This is a genomic window from Nocardia grenadensis (assembly GCF_050942415.1).
Lineage (GTDB): Bacteria > Actinomycetota > Actinomycetes > Mycobacteriales > Mycobacteriaceae > Nocardia > Nocardia grenadensis.
Genome location: NZ_CP192054.1, coordinates 2279345 through 2301227 on the forward strand (window position 1 = coordinate 2279345; position 21883 = coordinate 2301227).

The window sequence follows — 21883 nt, forward strand, 5'->3', positions numbered from 1 at the left end:
GGTCGTCGGTCCGCCGATACGTCCGAGGGGGTCGCGTGACCTCCCTCATATCCCCCTGGGGAGTGGTCGTGGCCGGGCCCCCGCGAGCTGGGCGATCGGGCTGTGGCCGGGAATACAGCCGCCGGAAAAGCGATTGATCTCGTGCACAGCCGTAAGAAACACTGGCGCGTCACCGATGAGCCGAGCGCCGCTCACTCGTCTGTTCTCTCGTACACCGGGCAACGGTCATCGACGACCCCGCCCGGCCGACGCCCGATGCTCACGACCTCCGGAGGTAAGCCGATGCCCGCCCTGTTATCCGTTCGCCGGGCCGGAGGCGGCACTCCGGTCGTCGTTCGGTTGCTGGTGATCGCGACCTTCGTGGTGATCCTGAACGAGACCATCATGATCAACGCGATCCCGCGGCTGATGCACGACCTCGAGGTCACCGAGCGGGCCGCGCAGTGGGTGTCGACCTCCTTCATGCTCACCATGGCGGCCGTCATCCCGGTCACCGGCTGGTTCCTGCAGCGGGTCACCACGCGGCGCGCCTATACGCTGGCCATGGGTGTCTTCCTGGCCGGTACAGCGCTCTCGGCGGTGGCGCCCTCGTTCGCGGTGCTGCTCGCCGGGCGGATCGTCCAGGCCGGTGGTACCGCGGTGATGATGCCGCTGCTGATGACCACCCTGATGACCGTGGTTCCCGAACGTGATCGCGGCCGGGTCATGGGCAATGTCACCCTGGCCATTTCGGTGGCTCCGGCCATGGGGCCGGTCATCTCCGGCCTGGTCCTGCAGATCGCCTCGTGGCGCTGGCTGTTCGTACTGGTGCTGCCGATCGCGGGCGCGGTCACCTGGTTCGGGTTGCGGCGGCTGGAGAACATCGGGGAACCCGAGACCGGGTCGATCGACTGGTTCAGCGTGGTCTCCGCCGCACTCGGTTTCGGCAGCCTGGTGTACGGGTTGAGTCGGTTCGAGGCGGGCACGGTCGCCACCCCGGCCCTCATCACCTCCGCCGGCGTCATCCTGATCGGCCTGTTCGTCGCCCGGCAGCTGTGGTTGCAGCGGCACGGCACCCCGCTGCTGGATCTGCGGATCCTGCGCTCGCGCACCTACAGCCTGGGCCTGGTCCTGATGGCGGTCGCGTTCCTGGCCATGCTCGGCTCGATGATGCTGCTGCCGCTGTATCTGCAGAACCTGCGCGGTCTGTCGCCGCTGGAGACCGGGTTGCTGGTCATGCCCGGTGGGCTGGCCATGGGTGTGCTCGGCCCGGTGATCGGCCGCCTGTTCGACCGGTTCGGTGGACGCCTCCTGGTGATCCCGGGGGCGATCGGGATCACCGCCGCGCTGGCCGGTTTCACCCAGATCTCGGTCACCACGCCGTACTGGCAACTGCTGGCCCTGCACATCCTGCTCATGCTGTCGCTGGCCGCGGCCTTCACACCGGTGTTCACCCTCGCGCTCGGGGCCCTGCCGGAGGACCTCTACTCGCACGGCAGCTCCATGCTGGGCACGCTGCAGCAGGTCGCCGCCGCACTGGGTACGGCGCTGGTGGTCACCGTGATGGCGACCCGGACCAGTGCCTTGCAGAGCCAGGGTATCGATACGCTGACCGCGCAACTCGACGGGATGCGGCTGGCCTTCGTGGTGTCGGCGGCGCTGTCGCTGGTGGTCATCGTGACCGCGATCCTGCTGCCCAACCGGTCCGGGGCACCCGGCGGGACCGGGGACAGCGAGCAGCCCGCGGCCAAGCTCGTCCACGTCTGATCGCGAGGGGTCGCCGCGGCGAGGAAGCGGCGGCCGACGGTCCACCGGTGACGGTGTCCGACGCCGCAGCGGGCCGGATACCGCGTAGATTCGGCGATATGTCGAGGCAAGACGGCGGTGCGGCCGTGAATCATCAGCCGCTGCTGGTACTGGGGAAGATCACCGAGATCCTCGATGCCTTCTCCCTGGCCCGGCCGTCGTTGACGCTGGGCGAGATCCAGCAGGCCACCGGGTTGCCGACCTCCACGGTGCAGCGACTGGTCACCAATATGGTGGCGCAGGGCCTGCTGGATCGGGCGGGGGACCGACTCCGGGTCGGGCTGCGGATGAGCTATTGGGCGGCCACGGCGATCAAGGGACTGGACCTGCTGGCGATCGTCGACCCGGTACTGCGCGAGATCCGCGACGAGACGGGGGAGACCGCCTGTGTTTTCCGCGCCGAACACGGTTTCCGGGTGTGTGTGGCCATCGCCGAGACCCGGCACGCGCTACGCCGGGACATGTACGTGGGCAAGATCATCCCGCTCTACGCCGGGTCGGCGGGCCGGATCCTGCTGGCCTGGGACCCCGAACTCGCCGAGCGGGTACTGGCGGCACCACTGGAACCGCTGACCGAGGGCACCGTCACCAGTCCACCGGAGCTGCGGTCGCTCATCTCCCGGGCCAAGGCCGACGGTTACGCGATCAGCGCCGGAGAGCGAGAGGATTCGGCATCGGGGCTGTCCGCGCCCATATTCGACGCGGCCGGAAAGGTGGTGGCGGCATTGACGATCAGCGGCCCCACCCTGCGGATGCCGCTGGCACAGTGCGAGGCGTGGGTGGACCTGCTCGTCGGTTACGCCGAACAGGTCACCCGCACCCTCGGCGGCCGTATTCCGGCCGCCGACCCCGGGCTCGCCGTGGTCAGCGCGCCCGCGCCTCCGGATTGACCGGGTACGGCGGCAGTTCGTCGCGGAGCATGGCCACGGCGTTCTCCGCACACCGGCGGGCCATCTCGGCGCGCACCGGGACCGTGGCGCTCCCGACATGTGGCAGCAGCACGGTATTGGGCAGTTCGGCCAGGCCCGGTGCCAGACGCGGTTCGTCCTCGTACACATCCAATCCGGCGCCCGCGATGGTCCCGTCGCGCAAGGCCGCGACCAGTGCGCGCTCGTCGACGATCGGCCCGCGCGCGGTATTGATCAGAATCGCCGATCGTTTCATCGACCGGAGTACGGATTCGTCCACGAGATGGTGGGTCTCGGCGTTCAGCGGGACGTGGAGCGAGAGGTAATCGCTGGTGGCGACCAGTTCGGGCCACGGCAGCTGCTGCACCCGTCCAGCGAACTCACCGAGTTCCTCCTCGCTCACCGCCCGGTCACCGGGTGGGCGTGGCGAGAACACCACGGTCATGCCGAAAGCGAGCGCGCGCCGCGCGGTGGCGCGGGCGATCCGGCCGAAACCGGCCAGACCGAGCGTCCGGCCGCTGACATCGTGGCCCAGCAGCAGTTCCGGCTCCCAGCCGTGGAACTCGCCGGACCGGACGAAGGTATCGGCCTCCACACACCGGCGCGCGACCGCCAGGATCAGCAGCAGGGCGATATCGGCGGTCGCGTCGGTCAGGACGCCGGGGGTGTTGCCCACGACGATCGAGTTCGCGGTGGCCGCCGCGATATCGATGTTGTTGTATCCCACCGCGAAATTGCTGATCCCGGTGATCTTCGCCCGGTCCAGCAGCTCCGCGTCGAATTCGTCGCGTAGCTGTGCCACCACCACCCGGTAGTCCCCGGACGCGCAGGCATCGGCCAATTGCTCATGACTCATCCGGGTCTCGGCCACGGTCACCGCTCCGGCGGCTTCGAGCAGCCGCATCCCGGGACCGGGGAGCGCAGTGGTGACGAGGAAATCCGCGGCCGTCACGACTGCTCGCCGATCACCCAGTCGAAGGCCCGGGCTTTCGAGCGGGCGCCCTGCGCGGTCTTGGACCGGTTGGGCTCGCCCAGGTCGGCGAGCAGCGCCTCGCCGGTTTCGACCACGGTCGCCAGGATGGCAGGAGTGAGCCAGTCGGGGCGGGTGGCGAACAGCAGGTCCTCGGTCGCGGTGTTGCCACTCGCGCCGGGGGCGAACGGGCAGCCGCCCAATCCACCCAGCGACCCGTCCACCAGCGTGGCGCCCGCGTCGATGGCCGCCAGCGTATTCGCGACCCCCAGGCCCCAGGTGTCGTGACCGTGGTAGACGATGCGGCGCGGCGGCGTGTTCGCGCGGACACCCTCGACGAGCTGTCGCACCTGGGCCGGGACGGCCTGGCCCAGCGTGTCGGCGAGGACGATATCGACGGCGCCGTCGGTCCGCGGATCCGCGGCGATACCCAGCACCCGCGCCGGATCGACAACACCTTCGAAGGGACAGGTGAACGCGGTCGCGATACACAGCTGGATGGTGCCCCCGCAGTCCCGGGTCAGCTCGACCGCCGCGGGCATGGCGGCGACGCTGTCCTCGGTGGTGCGCCCGATATTGGCCTTGTTGTGCGAATCCGACGCCGACAGGCAGTACTGGAAATTACGCGCACCCACCGCGGCCGCCTTCTCGATATGCCGCGGGGTGGCCACCCACACCCAGCATTTCGCGAGTTCCTCCGGAGTCAGCGCGGCGATCACGTCGAGCGAATCGGCCAGCGGCGGCACCAGGTCCGGGCGGGCCATGGAGCCGATCTCGAGCTCTGGGACACCGAGCGCGAGCAGGTCGCGGACCAGCGCCACCTTCCGTTCGGTGCCCAGCGGTTTGCCGGTGAGCTGCAGCCCGTCGCGCAACGTCACATCGCGCAGCTTCGCCGCCGGTGTGTAGCTGAAGGTCATACCGTAACCCCTGTTTCCGAAGCGCCTGTGACGGCGTCGATCTCGTCGTCGGTGAGGCGCAGTACCGTGGCGAGTACTTCGCGTGTGTGTTCACCCAGGTCGGGGCCGATTGTACGGATCGGCAGCGAGGCGCCGCCGATCACCGGGACGATGCCGGGGAATCCCACCGTGGCGGGTTCGTCCGCACCCGTGTCCACCTCGAAGTGCTGGATCATGTTCCGAGCGGCGTACTGCTCGTCGGCGCAGATATCGGCCGCGGTGTAGATCGGACCGGACGGTACACCGGCTGCGTCGAGGAGCCGCAGCGCCTCCGCGCGGGTGTGCCGGCTCGTCCACGCGGCGATCGCGGCATCCAGTTCGTCGCGGCGGGCCCAGCGTCCGGCGTTATCCCGCAGCTCCGGGTCGGCGGCGAGGTCCGGTCGGCCGATGGTCTCCATATAGCGCGCGAAGATGGCGTCGCCGTTGCCCGCGACGATGATGCTGGTGCCGTCGTTGCACGGGTAGGCGTTACTGGGCGCGATGCCCTCCATCCGGCCGCCGACACGTTCGCGCCGCACGCCGTACGCCAGATAGTCGGGGACCAGCGACTCCATCACCGACAGGATCGACTCGTTGAGGGCCACATCGATGATGCGCTCCGGCAACGGGATCGGCGTATCGCTGCGGGCCCGCTGGAACAGGGCCATCACGGTGCCGAACGCGGCGTGGATACCGGCAATGGAATCGCCGATGGACACACCGGTACGCACCGGCGGACGGTCCGGATCGCCGATGAGCTCGCGCAGCCCGCCCACCGCTTCGGCCACCGCCGCGAAACCGGGCCGGGCGGCCTGGGGTCCGGTCTGTCCGTACGCGGAGATCCGGGTGATCACCACCTCCGGATTGGCTTCCTGCAGTGCTTCGGGGCCCAGCCCCCATTTCTCCAGCGTGCCCGGCCGGAAGTTCTCCAGCAGTACATCGCATTCGCGGACCAGATCCAGGATCAGGGCGCGACCCGCCTCGGTCTTCAGGTCCACCACGATGGACTTCTTGTTGCGGTTGATCGTGCGGTACAGCATGGAGGTCTCGCCGCCGTAGAGGCGCCAGCGGCGCAATTCGTCACCGGTTACGGGACGTTCGACCTTGATCACCTCGGCGCCGAAATCGGCGAGCATCCGGCCGGCGGTCGGGGCGGCGATGTAGTTGCCGAGTTCCAGGACCCGGATACCGGCGAGCGGCGGCTCGTTGCGCATGTTCTCCCTCTTATTTCCGAGTTTCACAGGACCAGGCTCAGCGGCATGATGAGCAGAATCGCCACCACCGAGGCGATGGATACGCCGACCGAGCACGTTTTCAGCGTGCCGCGGGTGGTCTGCCCCATCAGCGACTGCAGCAGCCAGAAGGTATTGCTGGTGACGTGGACGGCGAACAGCGATCCGGCGCCCGCGGCCAGGGCGATCAGCACGGGATCGATTCCGAGCGCCGGGGCCACCGGCGCGAGGATGCCCGCCGCGGTGATAGCCGAGAGCGTCACCGAACCGACCGCGATGTGCAGGAGGGCCGCGATCGCCCACACCATCAGCAGTGGTGCCGCGGTGCTCGCGGTGAAGTAGTCGCCGAGGATATCGCCGACGCCGGTGGCCGTGATGGTGGCGGCCAGTGACCCGCCGACCCCGGTCAGGATGAGGATCTGTCCGCTCTCCTGGAAGCCGGTGGCGATGCATCGCTGGATCCGGTCGATGCCGACGCTGCGGCGGCCCACGATGCTGGTGCCGACGAGTCCGATCAGCAGGGCGATGACCGGGGTGGCGAGGAATTCGATCACCGGGTTGCGGATCTCGGCGACATCGAGGACGGCGCCGACGGCAATGAGCAGCAGGGCCGTCATCAGCGGTGCCATCAGTAGCGGCAGCGGCGTGTCGGGCCGGGGCCGCGCGGGTACGCGTACGGTCACTCCGCCGGAACCGGCCGGCTTGCCGGCGGCGCCGGATGCCCCGTCGCCGTCCCGGAGTTCCGCGGCGCCGGCCCCGGGCTCCCCGTCGGCCGCGCGTACGTCCGGCTCACCGGCGGGCTCGTCGTCGGCGGGGTAGGGCTGTTCGTCGCGTTCCTCGTTCCACCAGCCGCGGTCGAACAGAAAGCTCATGACAGCGACCGCGATGGTGACCGTGGGAATCACGAGCAACAGGCCGAACAGCAGCATCTTGCCGAGCGGCACACCGAGTAGTCCGGCCAGGGCCAGCGCGCCGACGCCGGGCACCATGAGCACGATGCCGCATTCGCCACCGATCGCCAGCGCCGTGGCCATCCGGGCGGTGCCCTTCTTATCCATCTTGGCGGCGGCGGTCCGGGCCAGGGGGGCGGAGATGACCAGCAGTACGTCGAGGTAGATCGACTGCAGCGCGGTGGCGATGGTGAGCGAGAGCGCGTACGGCATCCGGTTGACACCGAAGACCCGGATCAGGGCCCGCACGAGGCGTTCGATGGCCCCGGTCTCCTGCAGCATCACGCCGGTCAGCACGCCGAAGGCGATCAGCAACCCGACCTCGGCCATGATGTCGCCGAAACCGGTGGCGATCGTTTCGACGGTCTTCTCGGTACCCAGACCGGCGGTGAGTCCGAGATAGGCCGAACCGAGGACCAGCGCTACCGCCGGGTTGATTTTGAATCGGATGATCAGCAGGACCACCGCGAGGACCGCGGCGCCTGTGTTGACCATCGTGGCAAGGTCTGACATGTGCTTATCCCATCGAGTCGCACCGGGCCGGGCGTCTGCTCCCGTGCTGGCGGCACGGAAGGCCACTCGTGACGCAGGCCACAGCGGATTCACATTATGAGCACACACTCACGATATAGGCAACCAGGCACCGTGGCGGGCGGGTGCGCCGCGCGGTTATTGCCCGGCCGCTGCCCGCTGGATACGGTTGCCTCGCCACGGACCGCGGCGCGCGAACCGTCGCGCGCCGCGCGGTGTCTGTCTCATCCGGTCATCTCGGCCTGTTATCGCTCGACTCGCGCGAACCCCGAAACGGAACACGGAGGACACGCAATGCCGATACGTGAAACTCCCTGGCCGGCCGGCACCCCGTGCTGGACCGATTGCCAGGTCGACGATACGAACCGCGCCCAAGAGTTCTACCGCGACCTGTTCGGCTGGGAGATCGCCGGCGGTCCGCCCGAAGCCGGTGGATACCTGATGGCGCTGCGCGACGGCCGCCCGGTCGCCGGCATCGGCCCCAAACCACCCGGGCAACCGATGCCCTCGACCTGGACCACTTATATCGCCACCGACAATGCCGACGACACCTCCGCCGCGATCACGGCGGCCGGCGGAACCGTGGTCATGGCACCGTTCGATGTACTGGATGCGGGGCGGATGCTGGTGGCCACCGATCCCGGCGGGGCGGCGTTCGGGATGTGGCAGGCGAAACAGCATTTCGGCGCCGCGGTCTACAACGAGCCGGGAGCCTACTGCTGGAACGAACTGCACACCGACGGCTATCAACGCGCGCAAGAGTTCTACACCCAGGTGTTCGGCTGGACGTTCACCGAGATCGGGGACGGGGTGAATGTCGACTACGCGACCTTCGCGCTCGCTCCCGACGGGGAACCGGTCGGGGGCCTGAACGATTCCACCAAGAACCCGGGCGCCGGGCCGTCGTACTGGTTGAGCTGGTTCCAGGTCGAGGACACCGACGCGATCCTCGCCTCGGCGACCGGTCTCGGCGCGACCCTGCTGATGGGCCCCGACGACAGCCCCTTCGGCCGGATGGGCGTGCTCATCGCGCCGCAGGGCGAAACCTTCGGCGTGATCGATACCGCGCAGACCACCGAGATGCCGTCCTGACCGACCCGCCGCGTCGCGGTGCGGTGACGGCGCTTCCGGACTGTTCGTTCAGCCGCACAGTGCGTGGGTGAGCACGTTGCGGATATCCACGGTGGGGGGTGTACCGGTAATGGAGAAGGTGACCGCGAGCCCTGGGGCCGCGGCGCCGGAGATGGCAGAGAAGCCGTGGATGCTACCGAGGTGGCCGACATATTGCAGGCCGCACGGTAGCTCGGTGTACGCAAGGCCGAGCCCGTAGGACATGCCGTCACCGCGGCCCATATCGACCCCGTCGAGCATCTGCGGCAACTGGGCCTGCGGCACCACCCGACCCGACAGCAGCGCGAGGAAGAACCGGTTCAGGTCGGCGCCGGTGCTGACCAGCGCGCCGGCCGCCCACGGCACCGACGGCTCCACCCGCGTCTCGTCGGTCACGGTGCCGTCGACGGTGGCATAGCCGGTCGGATGCGGGTCGCGCAAACCGGTTTCCCCGGTGGCCGGCAGGTAGGTGTCCCGCAGCGCCAGCGGAGCGAGAATGCGGTCGCGCAGCTCATCTGTGTAGCGGTGTCCGGTCACCGCCTCGATCAGCATGCCGACGACGATGTAATTGGTATTGGTGTATTCGAATCGAGCGCCCGGGGCGAACTGCGCGGGATGCCGCAGGGCGGCTGCGATCTCCTGGGCGGGAGTGACGGTGCGGCCCTCCTTGGCCGCCGCGTATTCGTTCATCTCCGGGGTTTCGGGCAGTTCGGGCAGCCCGCTTCGATGGCCCAGGATCTGGCGGACGGTGAGGGCGCGCCCGTCCACCCCGGGGCCGACGAGCAGGCCGGGCAAGTAGGTGTCGATCGAGCGGTCGAGATCTATCCGGTGTTCGGCGACCAGTTGCAGCACGATCGCGGCGGTGAAAGCCTTGGTGACGCTACCGACCCGGACATGCTGGGGGCGATCGGTAGGGATCGGGGTCCCCGCGGCGATATCGGAGAGGCCGGAGGCGACGACGGAGGTCGCGCCGTTCTCGGTGAGCGTGGCAATGGCCCCGACAGCACCCGAGTGGATCACCGCGTCGAGGTCGCCTTGCACGCTGTCCATGCGGGCGGCGATAACCGAAGGTGCGGGGGCGGGTTCGACCGAGTTCGTCGTGCAGGCAGACAGCAGCATCGCGGCTGTGCAGAGCGGAAGAACGATGGTTCGTATGCCCATGATCCGATAGTTACGGGTTGTGTCCGTCGGCGGCACCGCGTGACCGCCATCGGCGTCGCGCGGTGCCGGCGGAGCCGGTCAGGTGCCGCGGTCGCGGCGTTCGGTCCGGTCCACGCGTTCGTTCGCCAGGTTGTCGTCGTCGGCCGGTGGTTCCGGGTCGTGCCATTCCTGCGCCCGGCTCGACCGGTTACCCCGCAGGGTACCTTCCAGTTCGTGGGCCAACTCGTCGTCGCGGGCCGGACCGTGTTTGCTGTTTCCTCGTTCCATATCTTCTCCTGCCTCGTTCCGGAAATGGTTCAGGCGTAGCGCAGCAGCGCCCCCACTCCCTCCCGCGGCGCGGTCTCTGCGCCGATCGGGGTCACCGTGCCGCCGCGGACCAGCGCCGCCACCGGCAGCGCCTCGTCCGCGCGGCAGGTCGTGCCGGTGGCCGGGCCCGGGGCGCCGAGCGCGGCCGGGTCGCGCAGCGGTGCGGGATCCATGCGGACGGTGCGGTCACCGAGCGCGGTGGCGTTGATCAGCACGTTCTCGGCGTTGGCGGCCAGCAGGGCGCAGACCGTTTCGGACAATCCGGTGACGGCCAGGCCCTCGTCGCGGCCGTGGGCCTGGTCGAAACGCGCCGTGATCTCCGCGCGCTGCCGGTCGGCCTGTTCGGTGACAACTTCACGGACCGCGTCGTCGAGTTCGCTGTCCCCGGCCCCCGCGGCGCGGCCGCCGGTGTCGACCTCTACCACCCGCGCTCCGGTGGAACCCAGTGCACCGTGGACCGCGGACCGGGTGTCGGCCTCCCCGGCCAGCACCACCACCTGGGCGTGCACCCGCCGGGCGACTCGGGTGAGTTCCTCGGCGACCTCGCCGGCATTGCGCCGGGCCGTCTCCTCCACCCGCCGCTGCATCGAGCGATGCGACCAGCCGCCGCCGTGGCGCACCTTGTGCACCGGATGCCCGCTGCCCTCGACGGATTCCTCGACCACCTCGCCGTGCTCGTCCACGCCGTACATATCCGAGCCGACCCCGTCGACGACCGCCACCGCATGCGGTACCTCGCCGGCCTCGTGTTCGATGAGCGGCAGCAGGTATGGCAGCGGTGATACCCGGACGATCTCCGGCTGCGGACGCCCGGGTAACCACCGGTCGATGAGCACCGACTCGGCGTCGGCGATGAGGAACCGCCCGGGCCGGCCCGGTTCGGGCGGGCCGGCGGTGACCGCGGCGCCGAGCACCGTGATCATCTGCTCCGAAGCGCCCGCGTCGGCCAGTCGCTCGGCGAGCGCCCGCCAGCGCAGAACGCGTTGCCGTTCGGCGTCCTCGGTGTCGTGTTCGGCGTCGATGTACAGCGAGGCGAACGGTCCGGGTCGTTGCGCTACTTCTCTGATACTCATGCCATTCACGGCGAACGCGTACCCGGCCACAGCGGATCGAATCCGGGTCCGGCGAAATCATCGGGACCGGCGCCCGCGGCGGCCCGGCGGCGCCGGGACCCGGGCGCGGGTCAGGCCGGCTGCGGAGTCAGTTTGCGCAGTGGTTCGTCCAGTTCGGCGCGGAAGAAATCGATGAACCCGTCCGGGTCCGGGCCGGCGTTCTGCATCACCAGATGATCGAACCCGGCGTCCACGAAGGGCTGCGCGACGTCGAGGTAGCGTTGCGGGTCCGGCCCACAGGCGAACTTCTCCAGAATGTCCTCCTCCCGAACCGTCTCCGAGGCCGCAGCGAAGTTCACCGGGTTCGGCAGTTCGCTCATCACCTTCCAGCCGGTGAGCGCCCAGCGCGAGGTGTCCCGGGCGGCCCGGGCCGCGGTGTGCTCGTCGGGCGCCCACGCCATCGGCACCTCGGCATAGCGGGGGCCGGCGCCGCCCGCCGCCTGGTAGTCCGAGACCAGATGCGATTTCGGTTCGGTGGCGAAGAGCCCGTCACCCAGTTCGCCGGCGATCTCGGCGGCATGGCTGCCACCGGCGGCCACCGCGATCACCGGCAACTCGTCGGGCAGGTCGAATATGCGGGCATCGGACAGTTTCAGGAACTTGCCGTCGTAGGAGCGGTATCCGCCCTTCCACAGTGATCGGATGGTCTCCAGTGCTTCCCGCAGCAGTTGGTGACGGCCGGCGACATCGACCGGGAACCCCTCACCCACGATGTGTTCGTTGAGGCGCTCCCCGGCGCCGAGACCCAGCGTGAACCGGTTCTCGGACAGGATCGCGAGCGTGGCGGCCGCCTGCGCGATGATCGCGGGATGGTACCGCACGGTCGGACAGGTGACGCCCGTGGCGATCCCGATCCGCTCGGTCTCGGCGGCGATGGCGCCGAGTACGGCCCAGGCGAACGGGGAGTGACCCTGATTGTCCAGCCACGGGTGGAAATGGTCGCTGATCTCGACGAAGTCGAATCCCGCGGCTTCGGCGCGGACGGCCTGCCGGACCAGTTCGGCCGGGCCGAAGCCCTCGGCGGCGAGTTTGTAACCGATCTGCATGGTTCCTCCGAACGCTGTAGTCGTCGATGGCCGCCACGAGTTCGGTCTCGCGGAGGGTGCGGCGTCGGACCTGGGCGCGGTACCCGGTGGGCCGCGTGGGAAACGGGAACGGTCCGGCGCTGCGCTCGGTCAGGCCGGAGGGTAGGGGGGAACGCCGCTGGGTGTGCGGGTCACCGTGGCGCCGGCCCGCGTGGCGATCGTCGCGAACTCGACGGCGTCCCGGACGGCCGCGCCACCGGGGTCGTTGTTGAAGTAGACGAAGGCATCCTCGGCGTCGAACCAGGTGCGGGTGAGCCGCTCGACCCAGGTGGCCAGCGCCCGCGTCCCGTAGCGGGGCGCCGGTGCCGCGCGGCCCCGATGCAGTCGCAGATAGCCCCAATCGGTGGTCCGCCAGCGCGGAGTCACCGGGCGCGAACCGGCGTCGGCCCAGCAGAGGGCGGCGCCGTGGTCCTCGAGCACCCCGCGGACGCGCGGCGACCACCAGGAATCGTGCCGGGGCTCCACCGCGACCCGGATATCGCGGGGGAAGCAGCGCAGGCAGGCCTCGAGCAGGCCCGGGTCGGCACGCAGCGTCCCGGGGAGTTGCACCAGTACCGGTCCCAGCCGCGGTCCCAGACCGCCCGCGTGGTGTAGCAGCCGGGTGACCGGTTCCTCGGGGTCGCGCAGGCGTTTCATATGGGTCAGGAACCGGCTGGCCTTGACGGCCATGACGAAACCGGCGGGTGTTCGCTCGCGCCAGGCATCGAAGGTCTCCCGGGCGGGCAGCCGGTAGAAGGCGTTGTTGTTCTCGACGGTCGCGAAACCCGCGGCATAGTGTTCCAGCCACAGCCGTTGTGGGCACCGGTCCGGGTAGAGGACACCGCGCCAGTCCCGGTACTGCCAGCCGGAGGTGCCGATATGCAGCGTCATCGCCTTCCCACCGGCTCTGCGCGGCGAGGCCCGGGGCCGTCGCCTCGCGAGCTCCGCTCCGGTGCCCGGTGGTGACGAGGCCGGACCGGTCGCCTGCGTGGGTTCATATATGGCGGCTACCCCGGAGGCCCGCACCCATGCCTTCGGCGGTACCGTCTCGCGCGCACGGGACCATCGGTCCGGACTTCACCGCGCGGGTCGCTGTAGCCAGTGCCGCAGCGCCTCGGTGACCTCCTCCGGACGCTGTTCCATCAGAAAATGATCGGCGTCGATGCGCACCAGTTCGCCGTTCGGTATCTCCCGTGCGAGTTGTTGGGCGGTGGTCATCGGGATGGCGGGGTCCCGGATGCCCCAGACAACAGTGGTGGGACAGTCGATCTCGCTCAGGCGCGCCCTCAGGTCCGGGCGGATCCGGACCCGGTACCCGGCCCAGAAATGCGCGTACCAGCGGCGTCCCTCGGCGGTACGCAATAGGCGGAGGTACTGCTCGAGCCGCTCGGGCGTGAAGGTGCCGTTGCGGACATACCGGTGCAGTCCCCAGCGGTGCACGGCGTGGATCGGGGGTGCCGCGAGCAGGCGCCGGCCGGGTCCGTAGCGGGCGGCGGTGGTGAACACGCCGAACAGCAGCGCGTAGCGCCCGACGAAGGTCCCGTGGGCCCGCGAGTTGAGGATCGCCAGCCGCCGGATCCGGTCGGGGTGGCGCTGGGTCAGGCCCAGCCCCAGGAAGCCGCCGTAGTTGTGACATGCCAGGTCGACGCGGTCGAGTTCCAGCGCGTCCAGCATGCGCGCGAGCCGGTCGACCTCGCTGTCGTAATCGCAGGACAGGGCCGTATCGCGTGCGGAATCACCCCAGCCGAGCCAGTCCGGCGCGATCACCCGCCGGTGCCGGGACAGTGGCCCGATCTGCTCCCGCCAGGCCGGATGGGACTGTGGCCAGCCGTGCAGCAACACCAGCGGGTCGCCGGAACCGGCTGCGGCATAACTCAACCGGGCCCCGTCGAGTGTGGTCTCGTACCGGGTCGGCGCCCGGTGCGCGGTGGGTTCGATTCGATCGGTCGTCATCGGCTGTCTCCTGGATCGGTGGTGGTTTGTTCTCCGGACCGGTCGCGCATACGCCGGTATCGTCGCCCGCATGACCATCTCGGCACTTCCGGAAACATGCGCCGCCCCGGCGACGGCGGCGCGGCTGTGGGTGCGTTCCGGGCACGCCGTCTACCTGGGCCCCGGATTGGGCCTGGCCCCGCATTCCACCGCCCTGCCCTCGCTCGGGGTGGGCGTGGACGCGTCGTTCCGGGTGCGCGCCGGGGAAACGGTGGATATCACCGCGCGCAGTTTCCTGTTCCGGGCGCGGGTGGTCCACCATGTGACCGGTACACAGGGCCGGATGCTGTTCTGCTTCTTCGACCCGACGAGCGCGCGACTGACCCGCTGCCTGGGTGGAATGACCCGGACCACCGGCGATTTCGCGTACGCCCACCGGGAGGAGAACGAGCTCGTCGCACTGTGCCGGCAGCCGGAACCCGATATCGAGCGGCTTCTCGAACTGGCCAGCGTCCCCCTGCCGGTGATACGGGACACGCGGATCGCCGCAGCGACAGCCACCATCCGGGCCGATCCCGCCCGCCCCTATCGCGCGGCGGACTGTGCCCGCGCGGTCGGGCTGTCGACCTCCTATTTCCTGCGCACCTTCGCCGGGCAGACCGGCACCAGCTTCCGGCGCTACGTCCAGTGGGCGCGGATGGTGCACATCGCGCGGTCCCACGCGGCGGGGCACGATCTGACCCGGGCGGCCGCGGACGCGGGGTTCGCCTCGCCGTCGCATTTCAGCGATACTTTCCGGGCGATGTTCGGCCTCACGCCCACGGCCTTCGTCCGGATCGGCGGGGAACTGTCGGTCCTCGAGCGATGAAGGTCACCGCGCCCGTCGGCGGGGAGATGACGTGGGTATATTCGGCTTCGGCAACTAGTTGCTTGTGCTAATCAACTCTGAGTGGTGAAAAGGTGATGCCCATGCCCGGTTTGACCGGCCGCATCCACGGCGCCGACGGCTGGCCCGTACCCGACGCGGTGCTGACCGTGACGGATATGCGTGGTCGGCAGATCTGCCGCGCGGTATCCGACGAGAACGGCGCGGTGTCCACCGAACCGCTGCGTCCGGGTGTACACACCGCGGTGCTCACCGCCGCCGGTTATCAGCCCGCCGCCCGGGCGGTGCAGATCTCGTCCTCGGGTTCGGGCACGCTGGGCGACGTGGCGCTGGCCCCGGTGGTCGACGCCGTCGCCCTCCCGCCGGCCGGGCCCTGGACCATAGACCCGGTGCACTCCTCGGTGATCGCCACTGCTCGTCACCTGGGCATATCCAGTATCAAGGCGCGATTCGCCGAGGTCAGCGGACGGCTCGATATCGCCGACCGGTTCGAACAGACCTCCGGTTACGCCGAGATCAAGGCCGCCACCATCGACACCGGTATCGAGATGCGCGACACCCACTTGCGGTCCAGCGACTTCCTCGACGTGGAGAATTACCCGCTGATCTCCTTCACCAGCAACGGCCTCAGCCGCACCGGCGGCGACACCTGGGTGATGTCGGGTGAGCTGTCCCTGCACGGGCAGCGCCGGCCGGTCGATCTCGCGCTGACCTACGGTGGGTTCGGCCCGGACCCCTGGGGTGGGGTGCGCGCCGCGTTCCATGCCGAGACCACACTGCGACGCGACGATTTCGCCATCGACTACAACGCGGTGGTCCGTGCCGGAGTGGCGGCGATCGGCACCACGGTCAAGATCGACCTGGACATCCAGGTGGTCCAGGGTGACCGGCTCCCCGAATCGGCCTGATGGAGGTGTGGCGGTAGCCGGCCCACCAGCCGGCTACCGGACAGCGCTGGTGCGCCGGTAGCCGTCGGTGATAGCGCGTAATTCCGCGGTGGTCAGCACATCCTCGATGCGGTCGAAACCTTCGGGCGCGCGTTCCGCGACCATCCGCAGGGCGCGATCCATCGGAATGTCCCGGTTGGCGAGCACCACGGAATTCGCCGTGTCGCGGCGCGCCGATTCGTAGGCCGCGAATCCGGCGACCGGATCGCCCGCGCCGGCCAGTTCGGCGGCCACCGACCGGGCGTCGAGAATCGCCTGCGAACCGCCGTTGGAGCCGACCGGGTACATCGGGTGCGCGGCGTCGCCGAGCAGGGTGATCCGCCCGAAGCTCCAGCGCGGCAGCGGATCCCGGTCGACCATCGGATACTCCAGCACTGTCTCGCTCGCCGCGAGCAATGCCGCCACATCGAGGCCTGCGATCCGCCAGCCGCGATAGTGCGGCGCGACATCGTCGAGCCGCCCGGTATGCGTCCACTCGGCCTCGCCCTGGGTGTCCTGCGGCATCCGCACCTCGGCGACCCAGTTGACGAGGACCTCATCGCTGCCCGGGGCGGCCGGGCCGAGCGGATAGGCGACGAGTTTGGCGGCGTGATTGCTGCCGGCCATCAACATCGAGGAGCCGGTGAGGAAGCGCGCCGCGGTGGCGACGCCGCGCCACATCCGGATTCCGTTCCAGCGTGGTGGGCCCTCGTCCGGGTACAGCCGCGCCCGCACCGCGGAGTGCAGCCCGTCGGCGCCGATCACCGCGTCCGCGGCGAGCTCGCGCGCGGTACTGCTGCCGTGCTCGCCGATCACGACGCGGACCTGACGGTCTTCTTCGGTGGCGGCGACGAACCGGCACCCGGTCCGTACCGCATCCGGGCCGAGCCGTTCGCGCACCGTATCCAGCAGCAAAGACTGCAGCCGGCCGCGGTGGACCGAGAACTGGGGCCAGGGGTGCCCGGCCGCGACGCCGCGCGGTTCCCGCCAGATCTCGTTGCCGAATCGGTCGTAGTGCACCAGTTCGGAGGTGGCGACTGCCCGCGCGGCGAGTGCGTCGTGTAAGCCGAGTTCGGCGAGGACCGCGGTCGCGTGCGGCAGCAGATTGATGCCGACCCCGAGCGGGCGCAGCCGCGAGACCCGGTCGATCACCTGGACGTCGATACCGGCCGCGTGCAGGCTCAGCGCCGTCGTCAGCCCACCGATCCCGGCGCCGACGATCAGTATCCTCATCGGGCCGCCGCCAGCGGCACATAGGTGGGATCGAACCGTTCGTGAAGATGTGCCACCACGGCGGACCGGTGGTCGGACAGCACGCTCTCCTTGTACGCGCAGGGCAGGCCTTCCCCTTCTCCGGCCACGGGCCAGCGCGTGACGCCCGCGCCCAGGACGGTGCGCGCGAGGTGGCGGCGGGCGCCGGCCAGGCTGTGGCCGATGGGTAGCCGTTCGTCGGTGAGCAGGGCGGTGAGTTCGTCGTCGGCGGCCACCACGGCCACGCAGTTCCACGAGACGGCGGCGCCGCCGGTGGTGACGAGAGTCGAGCGGCGGACGACCACGGCATCGGCATCGGCGCAGCCGAGCGCCGCGCGTACCGCGGGGTCGAGGTCGTGGCCGGTGGTGGTGTGCTGATCGGTGAGGTCGAGTGCCAGCGGGCGGTCGATCAGCGCCTCCAGCAGTCTGGTCATCGATCCGTCAGCGCGCAGTAACATGCGGGTAACCGAGGGTAAATCGGATTCCGTTGTCTCCGTGAGGAATTCCGTCACCGGTTCCACGATACGGCGGCGCCGCCGGTGCGGCATTCCCGGCGGCGGAGATATGGGACACGTGACGGCCGGGGTGGTATGGCCGCGAAGCTGCCGAATCGCCCCCTTCACAACCAAGCGCTTGTTAGACTCCGGCGATGATCTCGACGGTCGTCTGGGGGACCGGCAATGTGGGCCGCGCCGCGGTACGGGCGGTCGACGCCCACCCCGAACTCGAACTCGCCGCTGTCCTCGTGCACGACCCGGCCAAGGCGGGCCGGGACGCGGGCGACCTGGCCGGGCTCGACCGGTCGCTGGGGGTGGCGGCCACAACCGATGTGGACGCGGTACTGGCGGCCCGGCCCCAAGCGGTGGTGTACGCCGCCTCGGGTGAGATCCGGCCCGACGACGCACTCGCCGATATCGTCCGTGCGATCGGTGGCGGCACGGTGGTGGTGACCCCGGCGCTCTACGCCCTCTACGACCAGCGTGGCGCCCCGCCCGAGGTCCGGGAACCGGTCCTGGCCGCGATCGAATCCGGCGGGGGTTCGCTGTTCGTCTCCGGCATCGATCCCGGCTGGGGCAACGATGTGCTGCCGCTGCTCGTCAGCGGTCTGGGCAGCGTCGTCGACGTGGTGCGCTGCCAGGAGATCTTCGACTACTCCACCTACGACCAGCCCGATTCCGTGCGCTACCTGGTGGGCATGGGTCAGCCCATGGATCAGGTGCCGCCCATGGTGGCGCCCACCGTTCCGACCATGGTGTGGGGCGGACAGGTGCGGCTCATGGCCCGGGCGCTCGGCGTCGAACTCGACGAGGTCCGCGAGTCCGTGCAGCGGCTGCCCCTGGAAACCACCGTCGAGACCGCGACCATGGGCAAGTTCGAGGCGGGCACCCAGGGCGCCATGCGTTTCGAAGTGCAGGGCATCGTGGCCGGTGAGCCCCGCATCGTGGTGGAGCACATCACCCGGATACACCCGTCGTGCGCGCCCGACTGGCCCGCCCCACCCAATGGTGAAGGGGCGCACCGGGTGATCATCGAAGGCCGCCCGCGTATCGAGGTCACCGTCGAGGCGACCGACGAGGGCGGCAACTACGCGGCCGGTGGTAACGCCACCGCCGTAGGGCGGTTGGTCGGTGCGATCGACTGGCTGGTCGCGGCCGGGCCCGGCCTCTACGACGCCCTCGATGTCCCGCTGCGACCGGCGGCCGGAAAGCTCGGAAGGAACGCCTCATGAGAGTCGATATTCCCGAAGGTAAGGACCCCATCGGCTACGTCTGGGGCGAGATGGTGCCCGGCATCGGTGTCGCCGCCTCGAACTTCTCGCTGGCGGTGTACGCGCATACCACCCTGGGGCTGCGCGAATTCGAGGCCGCTCGGCTGCGGATCGCCCAGATCAACGGCTGCGTGTTCTGTCTGGACTGGCGTACCGAACGCGACGGGCAGAAGGTGGAGGAGGGTTTCGACGCCGCCGTCGCCGACTGGCGTGGCACCGAGGTGCTCGACGACCGCGCCCGGCTGGCCGCCGAATACGCCGAACGCTACGCCCTGGACCACCACAATCTCGACGAGGATTTCTGGTCCCGGATGACCGCCCACTACAGCCAGGCCGAGATCGTCGAGCTGAGCATGTGCCTGGGCTCCTGGCTCGCCTTCGGCCGGCTCAACCATGTGCTCGGCCTCGACGCGGTGTGTGTGCTTCCCGGACATTCGGCCCCCGGTGCCCCCGGTGCCCGTCCCGGCGCCTGAGGTCGTGCCCGGCCCGGGACCGGTGCGATGAACCCGCGGCGTCCTGGGTAACTGCGGGATATGAAGACTCGCGGCCGTAACGCCGAACCCTGGGGAGCACCCACCCGCTATGGTCCGGGGCGGTACGGACTCCGCGCCGAAGACCGAGGTAGCCGGTGAGACTGCATATCGTCATCGAGGAACTGCAGTTCTCCGAGCGGGAACTCGCCGCGGAACTGACGGCCGTCGCGGTCCGGCACCGGGCCGAGTACGAGATCCACCACACCGCCCGGGATCTGGCCGGCTCATCCCAGGACAATCTCCGTGAACTGGATGCGCTCGCGCCCCGGTTCGGGGCGGCGAAAGGTCACGGCCCGCACCACCTGCGGGTCCGGCTGCCCCGGGGGCGGCGGCTGCGCGGAGCGGTGGGCCGGCCACCGGACCCGGGGTTGCGGCTGCTGCGGGACCTGCGCCGGCTGCATCAGCTCGCGGCGGGGGTGTCGATGGACTGGGAGCTGCTCGCCCAGGGCGCGCAGGCGGCCCGGGAACCGGAACTGCTGGACCTGGCCGCGCAATGCCATCCGGGTACCCTGCGCCAGCTGCGCTGGACCAACGCCATGCTCAAGGTGCTCTCACCCCAGATCCTCGCGGGCTGACCCGCGCCCGGTGACGAGCGGCCGAACCGAAGCCCGGCCGGCTGTGTCGGCACGGCGAACCCGGGTATGCCGCATACCCGACCGACAGCGAGGCGAGCGTATGCGGGTGATCGTCCGGACCCGGACGGAACTCGGCCGGCAGCCGCGGGTCATCGCGACCGTCGCGCTGCTGCGCGAGTTCCTCGATGCCCTGCGCGAACGCCGCGGTGGCGATACCCCGCCGCCGGCCCCCGACGCCGGGGGAGTGGCGCGTCATCGTGCGGGCACCTCCGGGGTCGGCGGTCGCGATCCGGTCGACGACCGGTTGTGTGATCGCGATCCGTCCGGGTAGCCGCGCCCTATGGCTACTATCGCTCCCTTACCGAAAGAACGTATAGGCGCGCCGCTACGGGCCGTGGTGACCGGCTCCGATTCGGGGATCGGCCGAGCCATCGCGGTGGCGCTGGCCGGCGGCGGCGTCGATGTGGGGATCACCTATCACTCGGACGAGGCCGGCGCCGCGCATACCGCTGAACTGGCTCGCGACCGGGGTGCGCGCGCCGCTGTCCGGCGACTCGACCTGGACGATCTGCCGACGAGTACCGCCGCGGTGGACGAACTCGCCGACGAACTGGGTGGGGTGGATGTGCTGGTGAACTGCGCCGGTACCGGCTCCGCGCAGAAGGCGATGGATATGGACTTCGACACCTGGCGGCATGTGCTGTCGGTCGACCTGGACGGCGCCTTCCTCTGCACGCAACGCGCCGTCCGGTATATGACAGAGGCAGGCCGTGGCGGGCGGATCATCAATATCACCAGCGTGCACGAGCACGCGCCCAGGGTAGGGGCCGCGCCCTACTGTGCGGCCAAGGCGGGCCTCGGTGCCCTGACCAAGGTGCTGGCGCTGGAACTGGCCGAACACGACATCACCGTGAACTCGGTGGCGCCCGGCGAGATCGCCACCCCGATGACCGGGCAGGAGAACGCCGATCCACGCGAACAACCCCGGCCGGGGCTGCCGCTGGGCCGACCCGGCCACGCCGAGGAAGTCGCCTCGGTGGTGGCCTTCCTCGCGACCCCCGCCGCGGGATATGTGACCGGAGCGTCCTATGTCGTGGACGGCGGGATGCTGTTGATGGGGCCGCAGTCCAGCCAGCTCGTCGGAGACGAGGGCTGGCGTGATCCGAAGGGAGACGAATGATGACCGATCGACTTACGCTCGCTCCGGTGTCGGCGCTGGTGCGCGGCGCCTTCGACGCCGGTGCCCATCTCCGGCACGCCCGTTTCTTCCACCCGCGGGGCGTCCGGCTCTCCGGCCGCTTCCGCGCCGAACCCGAATTCACCCGGCTGTTCGGCGACGGCGACCGCGCGACCATCGGACGTCTCTCGAAAGGGGTGGGCACTCCCGGCGGCGTCCCGGATGTCCTCGGCCTCGCCTTCCGGGTACTCGACATCAACGACAAACCCTGGGATTTCGCACTGGCCACCACGGGACAGCGCCCGGTCGCCCGGCTGTCCCTGACCGTCGCGCGCGGCTGGGACAGCGCCCGGTTCGGCAGCCTGCTGCCCTACCGGTGGGACGATTCCGATCCGCTCTGGGTGCTCGCCGAGCCGGACCCGGGCCTGCCCACCAGCACCTCACTGACGGCCCTGGCCCGGCATGTGCACGAGCATCAGGTCGGATACACGATCTCGGTCGCCGGTTACGGGCCCGCGCGCCAGACCGTCGGGCACCTGGCGCTGCGCGCCGCGGACCCGGGCGAACACCGCACCGACTTCTACGACCCCGTGCTCAACCACCCCGCCGATGTAGCCCTGCTACCCCGTGTGGTGCAGCAGTTGCGGGAGTCGGCCTACGACGGCAGCCGCCGTGGCCGAGGAGTGGAGGACCGAGAAACCGGCCGGGTCGAGGTGGAGCCGGACCGGTGACGGCGCGCGCGAGCAAATCGGCGGCGAGCTGTTTGCGCCG

Annotated in this window: 23 protein-coding genes; 11 read left to right on the forward strand and 12 right to left on the reverse strand. The window is 69.8% G+C overall.

Translation table 11 applies throughout. The features are described from left to right. Positions 1-282 precede the first annotated feature (282 nt). Entirely contained in the window at positions 283-1746 is a 1464-nt protein-coding gene (locus ACQPYS_RS10375; protein WP_433492418.1) for a DHA2 family efflux MFS transporter permease subunit, read from the forward strand. A gap of 98 nt (positions 1747-1844) precedes the next feature. After that, positions 1845-2675, forward strand: coding sequence for an IclR family transcriptional regulator (locus ACQPYS_RS10380; protein WP_431941413.1), 831 nt, complete (start codon positions 1845-1847; stop codon positions 2673-2675). Here the strand turns inward: ACQPYS_RS10380 and ACQPYS_RS10385 are convergent. The 4 genes from ACQPYS_RS10385 to ACQPYS_RS10400 are packed head-to-tail and all read right to left on the reverse strand — an operon-like array spanning position 2650 to position 7293. Continuing rightward, positions 2650-3597, reverse strand: coding sequence for a 2-hydroxyacid dehydrogenase (locus ACQPYS_RS10385; protein ID WP_433493018.1), 948 nt, complete (start codon positions 3595-3597; stop codon positions 2650-2652). The genes ACQPYS_RS10380 and ACQPYS_RS10385 overlap by 26 nt on opposite strands. Before the next feature lie 44 nt (positions 3598-3641). Then, positions 3642-4580: a hydroxymethylglutaryl-CoA lyase gene (locus tag ACQPYS_RS10390; RefSeq protein ID WP_433492419.1), complete on the reverse strand. Its 939-nt coding sequence runs from the start codon at positions 4578-4580 to the stop codon at positions 3642-3644. Then, the gene (locus ACQPYS_RS10395) at positions 4577-5812 is read right to left on the reverse strand and encodes a CaiB/BaiF CoA transferase family protein (RefSeq protein WP_063036030.1); all 1236 of its coding nucleotides are present in this window, start codon (positions 5810-5812) and stop codon (positions 4577-4579) included. Before ACQPYS_RS10395 ends, ACQPYS_RS10390 begins: the two co-directional genes overlap by 4 nt. Positions 5813-5835: 23 nt before the next feature. After that, positions 5836-7293 (reverse strand): GntP family permease, encoded by a 1458-nt coding sequence (locus tag ACQPYS_RS10400; protein WP_433492420.1) that lies wholly within the window; start codon positions 7291-7293, stop codon positions 5836-5838. Between the two features lie 312 nt (positions 7294-7605). On the opposite strand from ACQPYS_RS10400, the gene ACQPYS_RS10405 reads away from it, so the two are divergent. Continuing rightward, positions 7606-8403, forward strand: coding sequence for a VOC family protein (locus ACQPYS_RS10405; protein ID WP_433492421.1), 798 nt, complete (start codon positions 7606-7608; stop codon positions 8401-8403). A 48-nt stretch (positions 8404-8451) separates the two neighbouring features. Here ACQPYS_RS10405 and ACQPYS_RS10410 read toward each other — a convergent pair whose 3' ends face one another. From ACQPYS_RS10410 to ACQPYS_RS10435, 6 genes are all read right to left on the reverse strand, one after another. Further along, positions 8452-9471: a serine hydrolase domain-containing protein gene (locus ACQPYS_RS10410; RefSeq protein WP_433492422.1), complete on the reverse strand. Its 1020-nt coding sequence runs from the start codon at positions 9469-9471 to the stop codon at positions 8452-8454. 189 nt (positions 9472-9660) lie between these two features. Then, a complete protein-coding gene (locus ACQPYS_RS10415) occupies positions 9661-9849 on the reverse strand; it encodes a hypothetical protein (protein WP_063036034.1) in 189 nt (62 codons plus the stop codon). A 29-nt stretch (positions 9850-9878) separates the two neighbouring features. After that, complete coding sequence (locus tag ACQPYS_RS10420) at positions 9879-10961, reverse strand: Vms1/Ankzf1 family peptidyl-tRNA hydrolase (RefSeq protein WP_433492423.1); 1083 nt, start codon at positions 10959-10961, stop codon at positions 9879-9881. Positions 10962-11071: 110 nt separating this feature from the next. Beyond that, positions 11072-12046, reverse strand: coding sequence for a TIGR03557 family F420-dependent LLM class oxidoreductase (locus ACQPYS_RS10425; RefSeq protein WP_433492424.1), 975 nt, complete (start codon positions 12044-12046; stop codon positions 11072-11074). A 129-nt stretch (positions 12047-12175) separates the two neighbouring features. Beyond that, positions 12176-12955: a DUF72 domain-containing protein gene (locus ACQPYS_RS10430; RefSeq protein ID WP_433492425.1), complete on the reverse strand. Its 780-nt coding sequence runs from the start codon at positions 12953-12955 to the stop codon at positions 12176-12178. A 186-nt stretch (positions 12956-13141) separates the two neighbouring features. After that, positions 13142-14017: an alpha/beta fold hydrolase gene (locus ACQPYS_RS10435; protein ID WP_433492426.1), complete on the reverse strand. Its 876-nt coding sequence runs from the start codon at positions 14015-14017 to the stop codon at positions 13142-13144. A gap of 70 nt (positions 14018-14087) precedes the next feature. Between ACQPYS_RS10435 and ACQPYS_RS10440 the strand changes: the two genes are divergently transcribed. Both ACQPYS_RS10440 and ACQPYS_RS10445 read left to right on the forward strand, forming a co-directional pair. After that, positions 14088-14864: a helix-turn-helix domain-containing protein gene (locus ACQPYS_RS10440; protein WP_431941403.1), complete on the forward strand. Its 777-nt coding sequence runs from the start codon at positions 14088-14090 to the stop codon at positions 14862-14864. Positions 14865-14965: 101 nt separating this feature from the next. After that, positions 14966-15790, forward strand: coding sequence for a YceI family protein (locus ACQPYS_RS10445; RefSeq protein ID WP_433492427.1), 825 nt, complete (start codon positions 14966-14968; stop codon positions 15788-15790). A 33-nt stretch (positions 15791-15823) separates the two neighbouring features. Here ACQPYS_RS10445 and ACQPYS_RS10450 read toward each other — a convergent pair whose 3' ends face one another. Further along, positions 15824-17041 (reverse strand): flavin-dependent oxidoreductase, encoded by a 1218-nt coding sequence (locus tag ACQPYS_RS10450; protein WP_063036041.1) that lies wholly within the window; start codon positions 17039-17041, stop codon positions 15824-15826. Beyond that, a complete protein-coding gene (locus ACQPYS_RS10455) occupies positions 17038-17493 on the reverse strand; it encodes a hypothetical protein (protein ID WP_433492428.1) in 456 nt (151 codons plus the stop codon). Before ACQPYS_RS10455 ends, ACQPYS_RS10450 begins: the two co-directional genes overlap by 4 nt. 215 nt (positions 17494-17708) lie before the next feature. Between ACQPYS_RS10455 and ACQPYS_RS10460 the strand changes: the two genes are divergently transcribed. The 6 genes from ACQPYS_RS10460 (at position 17709) to ACQPYS_RS10485 (ending at position 21843) form a co-directional block, all read left to right on the forward strand. Continuing rightward, positions 17709-18788, forward strand: coding sequence for an NAD(P)H-dependent amine dehydrogenase family protein (locus ACQPYS_RS10460; RefSeq protein WP_063036043.1), 1080 nt, complete (start codon positions 17709-17711; stop codon positions 18786-18788). Next, positions 18785-19300, forward strand: coding sequence for a carboxymuconolactone decarboxylase family protein (locus tag ACQPYS_RS10465; protein WP_433492429.1), 516 nt, complete (start codon positions 18785-18787; stop codon positions 19298-19300). Before ACQPYS_RS10460 ends, ACQPYS_RS10465 begins: the two co-directional genes overlap by 4 nt. Before the next feature lie 155 nt (positions 19301-19455). Next, entirely contained in the window at positions 19456-19935 is a 480-nt protein-coding gene (locus tag ACQPYS_RS10470) for a hypothetical protein (protein ID WP_433492430.1), read from the forward strand. A 100-nt stretch (positions 19936-20035) separates the two neighbouring features. Beyond that, positions 20036-20266 (forward strand): hypothetical protein, encoded by a 231-nt coding sequence (locus tag ACQPYS_RS10475; RefSeq protein WP_433492431.1) that lies wholly within the window; start codon positions 20036-20038, stop codon positions 20264-20266. Positions 20267-20275: 9 nt separating this feature from the next. Next, positions 20276-21115 carry an SDR family oxidoreductase gene (locus ACQPYS_RS10480; protein ID WP_433492432.1) on the forward strand — a complete coding sequence of 280 codons (840 nt, stop codon included), beginning with the start codon at positions 20276-20278 and terminating at the stop codon, positions 21113-21115. Beyond that, the gene (locus ACQPYS_RS10485) at positions 21115-21843 is read left to right on the forward strand and encodes a hypothetical protein (RefSeq protein WP_063036048.1); all 729 of its coding nucleotides are present in this window, start codon (positions 21115-21117) and stop codon (positions 21841-21843) included. Before ACQPYS_RS10480 ends, ACQPYS_RS10485 begins: the two co-directional genes overlap by 1 nt. Positions 21844-21883: the final 40 nt, after the last annotated feature.

What these genes read in the sequence shown, in the direction of transcription:
- ACQPYS_RS10465 (WP_433492429.1), top strand. Translation starts at nt 18,785, where the DNA reads ATGAGAGTCGATATTCCCGAAGGTAAGGACCCCATCGGCTACGTCTGG.
- ACQPYS_RS10380 (WP_431941413.1), top strand. Translation starts at nt 1,845, where the DNA reads ATGTCGAGGCAAGACGGCGGTGCGGCCGTGAATCATCAGCCGCTGCTG.
- ACQPYS_RS10390 (WP_433492419.1), bottom strand. Translation starts at nt 4,580, where the DNA reads ATGACCTTCAGCTACACACCGGCGGCGAAGCTGCGCGATGTGACGTTG.
- ACQPYS_RS10420 (WP_433492423.1), bottom strand. Translation starts at nt 10,961, where the DNA reads ATGAGTATCAGAGAAGTAGCGCAACGACCCGGACCGTTCGCCTCGCTG.
- ACQPYS_RS10475 (WP_433492431.1), top strand. Translation starts at nt 20,036, where the DNA reads ATGCGGGTGATCGTCCGGACCCGGACGGAACTCGGCCGGCAGCCGCGG.
- ACQPYS_RS10460 (WP_063036043.1), top strand. Translation starts at nt 17,709, where the DNA reads ATGATCTCGACGGTCGTCTGGGGGACCGGCAATGTGGGCCGCGCCGCG.
- ACQPYS_RS10425 (WP_433492424.1), bottom strand. Translation starts at nt 12,046, where the DNA reads ATGCAGATCGGTTACAAACTCGCCGCCGAGGGCTTCGGCCCGGCCGAA.
- ACQPYS_RS10430 (WP_433492425.1), bottom strand. Translation starts at nt 12,955, where the DNA reads ATGACGCTGCATATCGGCACCTCCGGCTGGCAGTACCGGGACTGGCGC.
- ACQPYS_RS10480 (WP_433492432.1), top strand. Translation starts at nt 20,276, where the DNA reads ATGGCTACTATCGCTCCCTTACCGAAAGAACGTATAGGCGCGCCGCTA.
- ACQPYS_RS10450 (WP_063036041.1), bottom strand. Translation starts at nt 17,041, where the DNA reads ATGAGGATACTGATCGTCGGCGCCGGGATCGGTGGGCTGACGACGGCG.
- ACQPYS_RS10395 (WP_063036030.1), bottom strand. Translation starts at nt 5,812, where the DNA reads ATGCGCAACGAGCCGCCGCTCGCCGGTATCCGGGTCCTGGAACTCGGC.
- ACQPYS_RS10375 (WP_433492418.1), top strand. Translation starts at nt 283, where the DNA reads ATGCCCGCCCTGTTATCCGTTCGCCGGGCCGGAGGCGGCACTCCGGTC.
- ACQPYS_RS10400 (WP_433492420.1), bottom strand. Translation starts at nt 7,293, where the DNA reads ATGTCAGACCTTGCCACGATGGTCAACACAGGCGCCGCGGTCCTCGCG.
- ACQPYS_RS10435 (WP_433492426.1), bottom strand. Translation starts at nt 14,017, where the DNA reads ATGACGACCGATCGAATCGAACCCACCGCGCACCGGGCGCCGACCCGG.
- ACQPYS_RS10410 (WP_433492422.1), bottom strand. Translation starts at nt 9,471, where the DNA reads ATGGACAGCGTGCAAGGCGACCTCGACGCGGTGATCCACTCGGGTGCT.
- ACQPYS_RS10445 (WP_433492427.1), top strand. Translation starts at nt 14,966, where the DNA reads ATGCCCGGTTTGACCGGCCGCATCCACGGCGCCGACGGCTGGCCCGTA.
- ACQPYS_RS10385 (WP_433493018.1), bottom strand. Translation starts at nt 3,597, where the DNA reads ATGCGGCTGCTCGAAGCCGCCGGAGCGGTGACCGTGGCCGAGACCCGG.
- ACQPYS_RS10440 (WP_431941403.1), top strand. Translation starts at nt 14,088, where the DNA reads ATGACCATCTCGGCACTTCCGGAAACATGCGCCGCCCCGGCGACGGCG.
- ACQPYS_RS10405 (WP_433492421.1), top strand. Translation starts at nt 7,606, where the DNA reads ATGCCGATACGTGAAACTCCCTGGCCGGCCGGCACCCCGTGCTGGACC.
- ACQPYS_RS10415 (WP_063036034.1), bottom strand. Translation starts at nt 9,849, where the DNA reads ATGGAACGAGGAAACAGCAAACACGGTCCGGCCCGCGACGACGAGTTG.
- ACQPYS_RS10485 (WP_063036048.1), top strand. Translation starts at nt 21,115, where the DNA reads ATGACCGATCGACTTACGCTCGCTCCGGTGTCGGCGCTGGTGCGCGGC.
- ACQPYS_RS10455 (WP_433492428.1), bottom strand. Translation starts at nt 17,493, where the DNA reads ATGACCAGACTGCTGGAGGCGCTGATCGACCGCCCGCTGGCACTCGAC.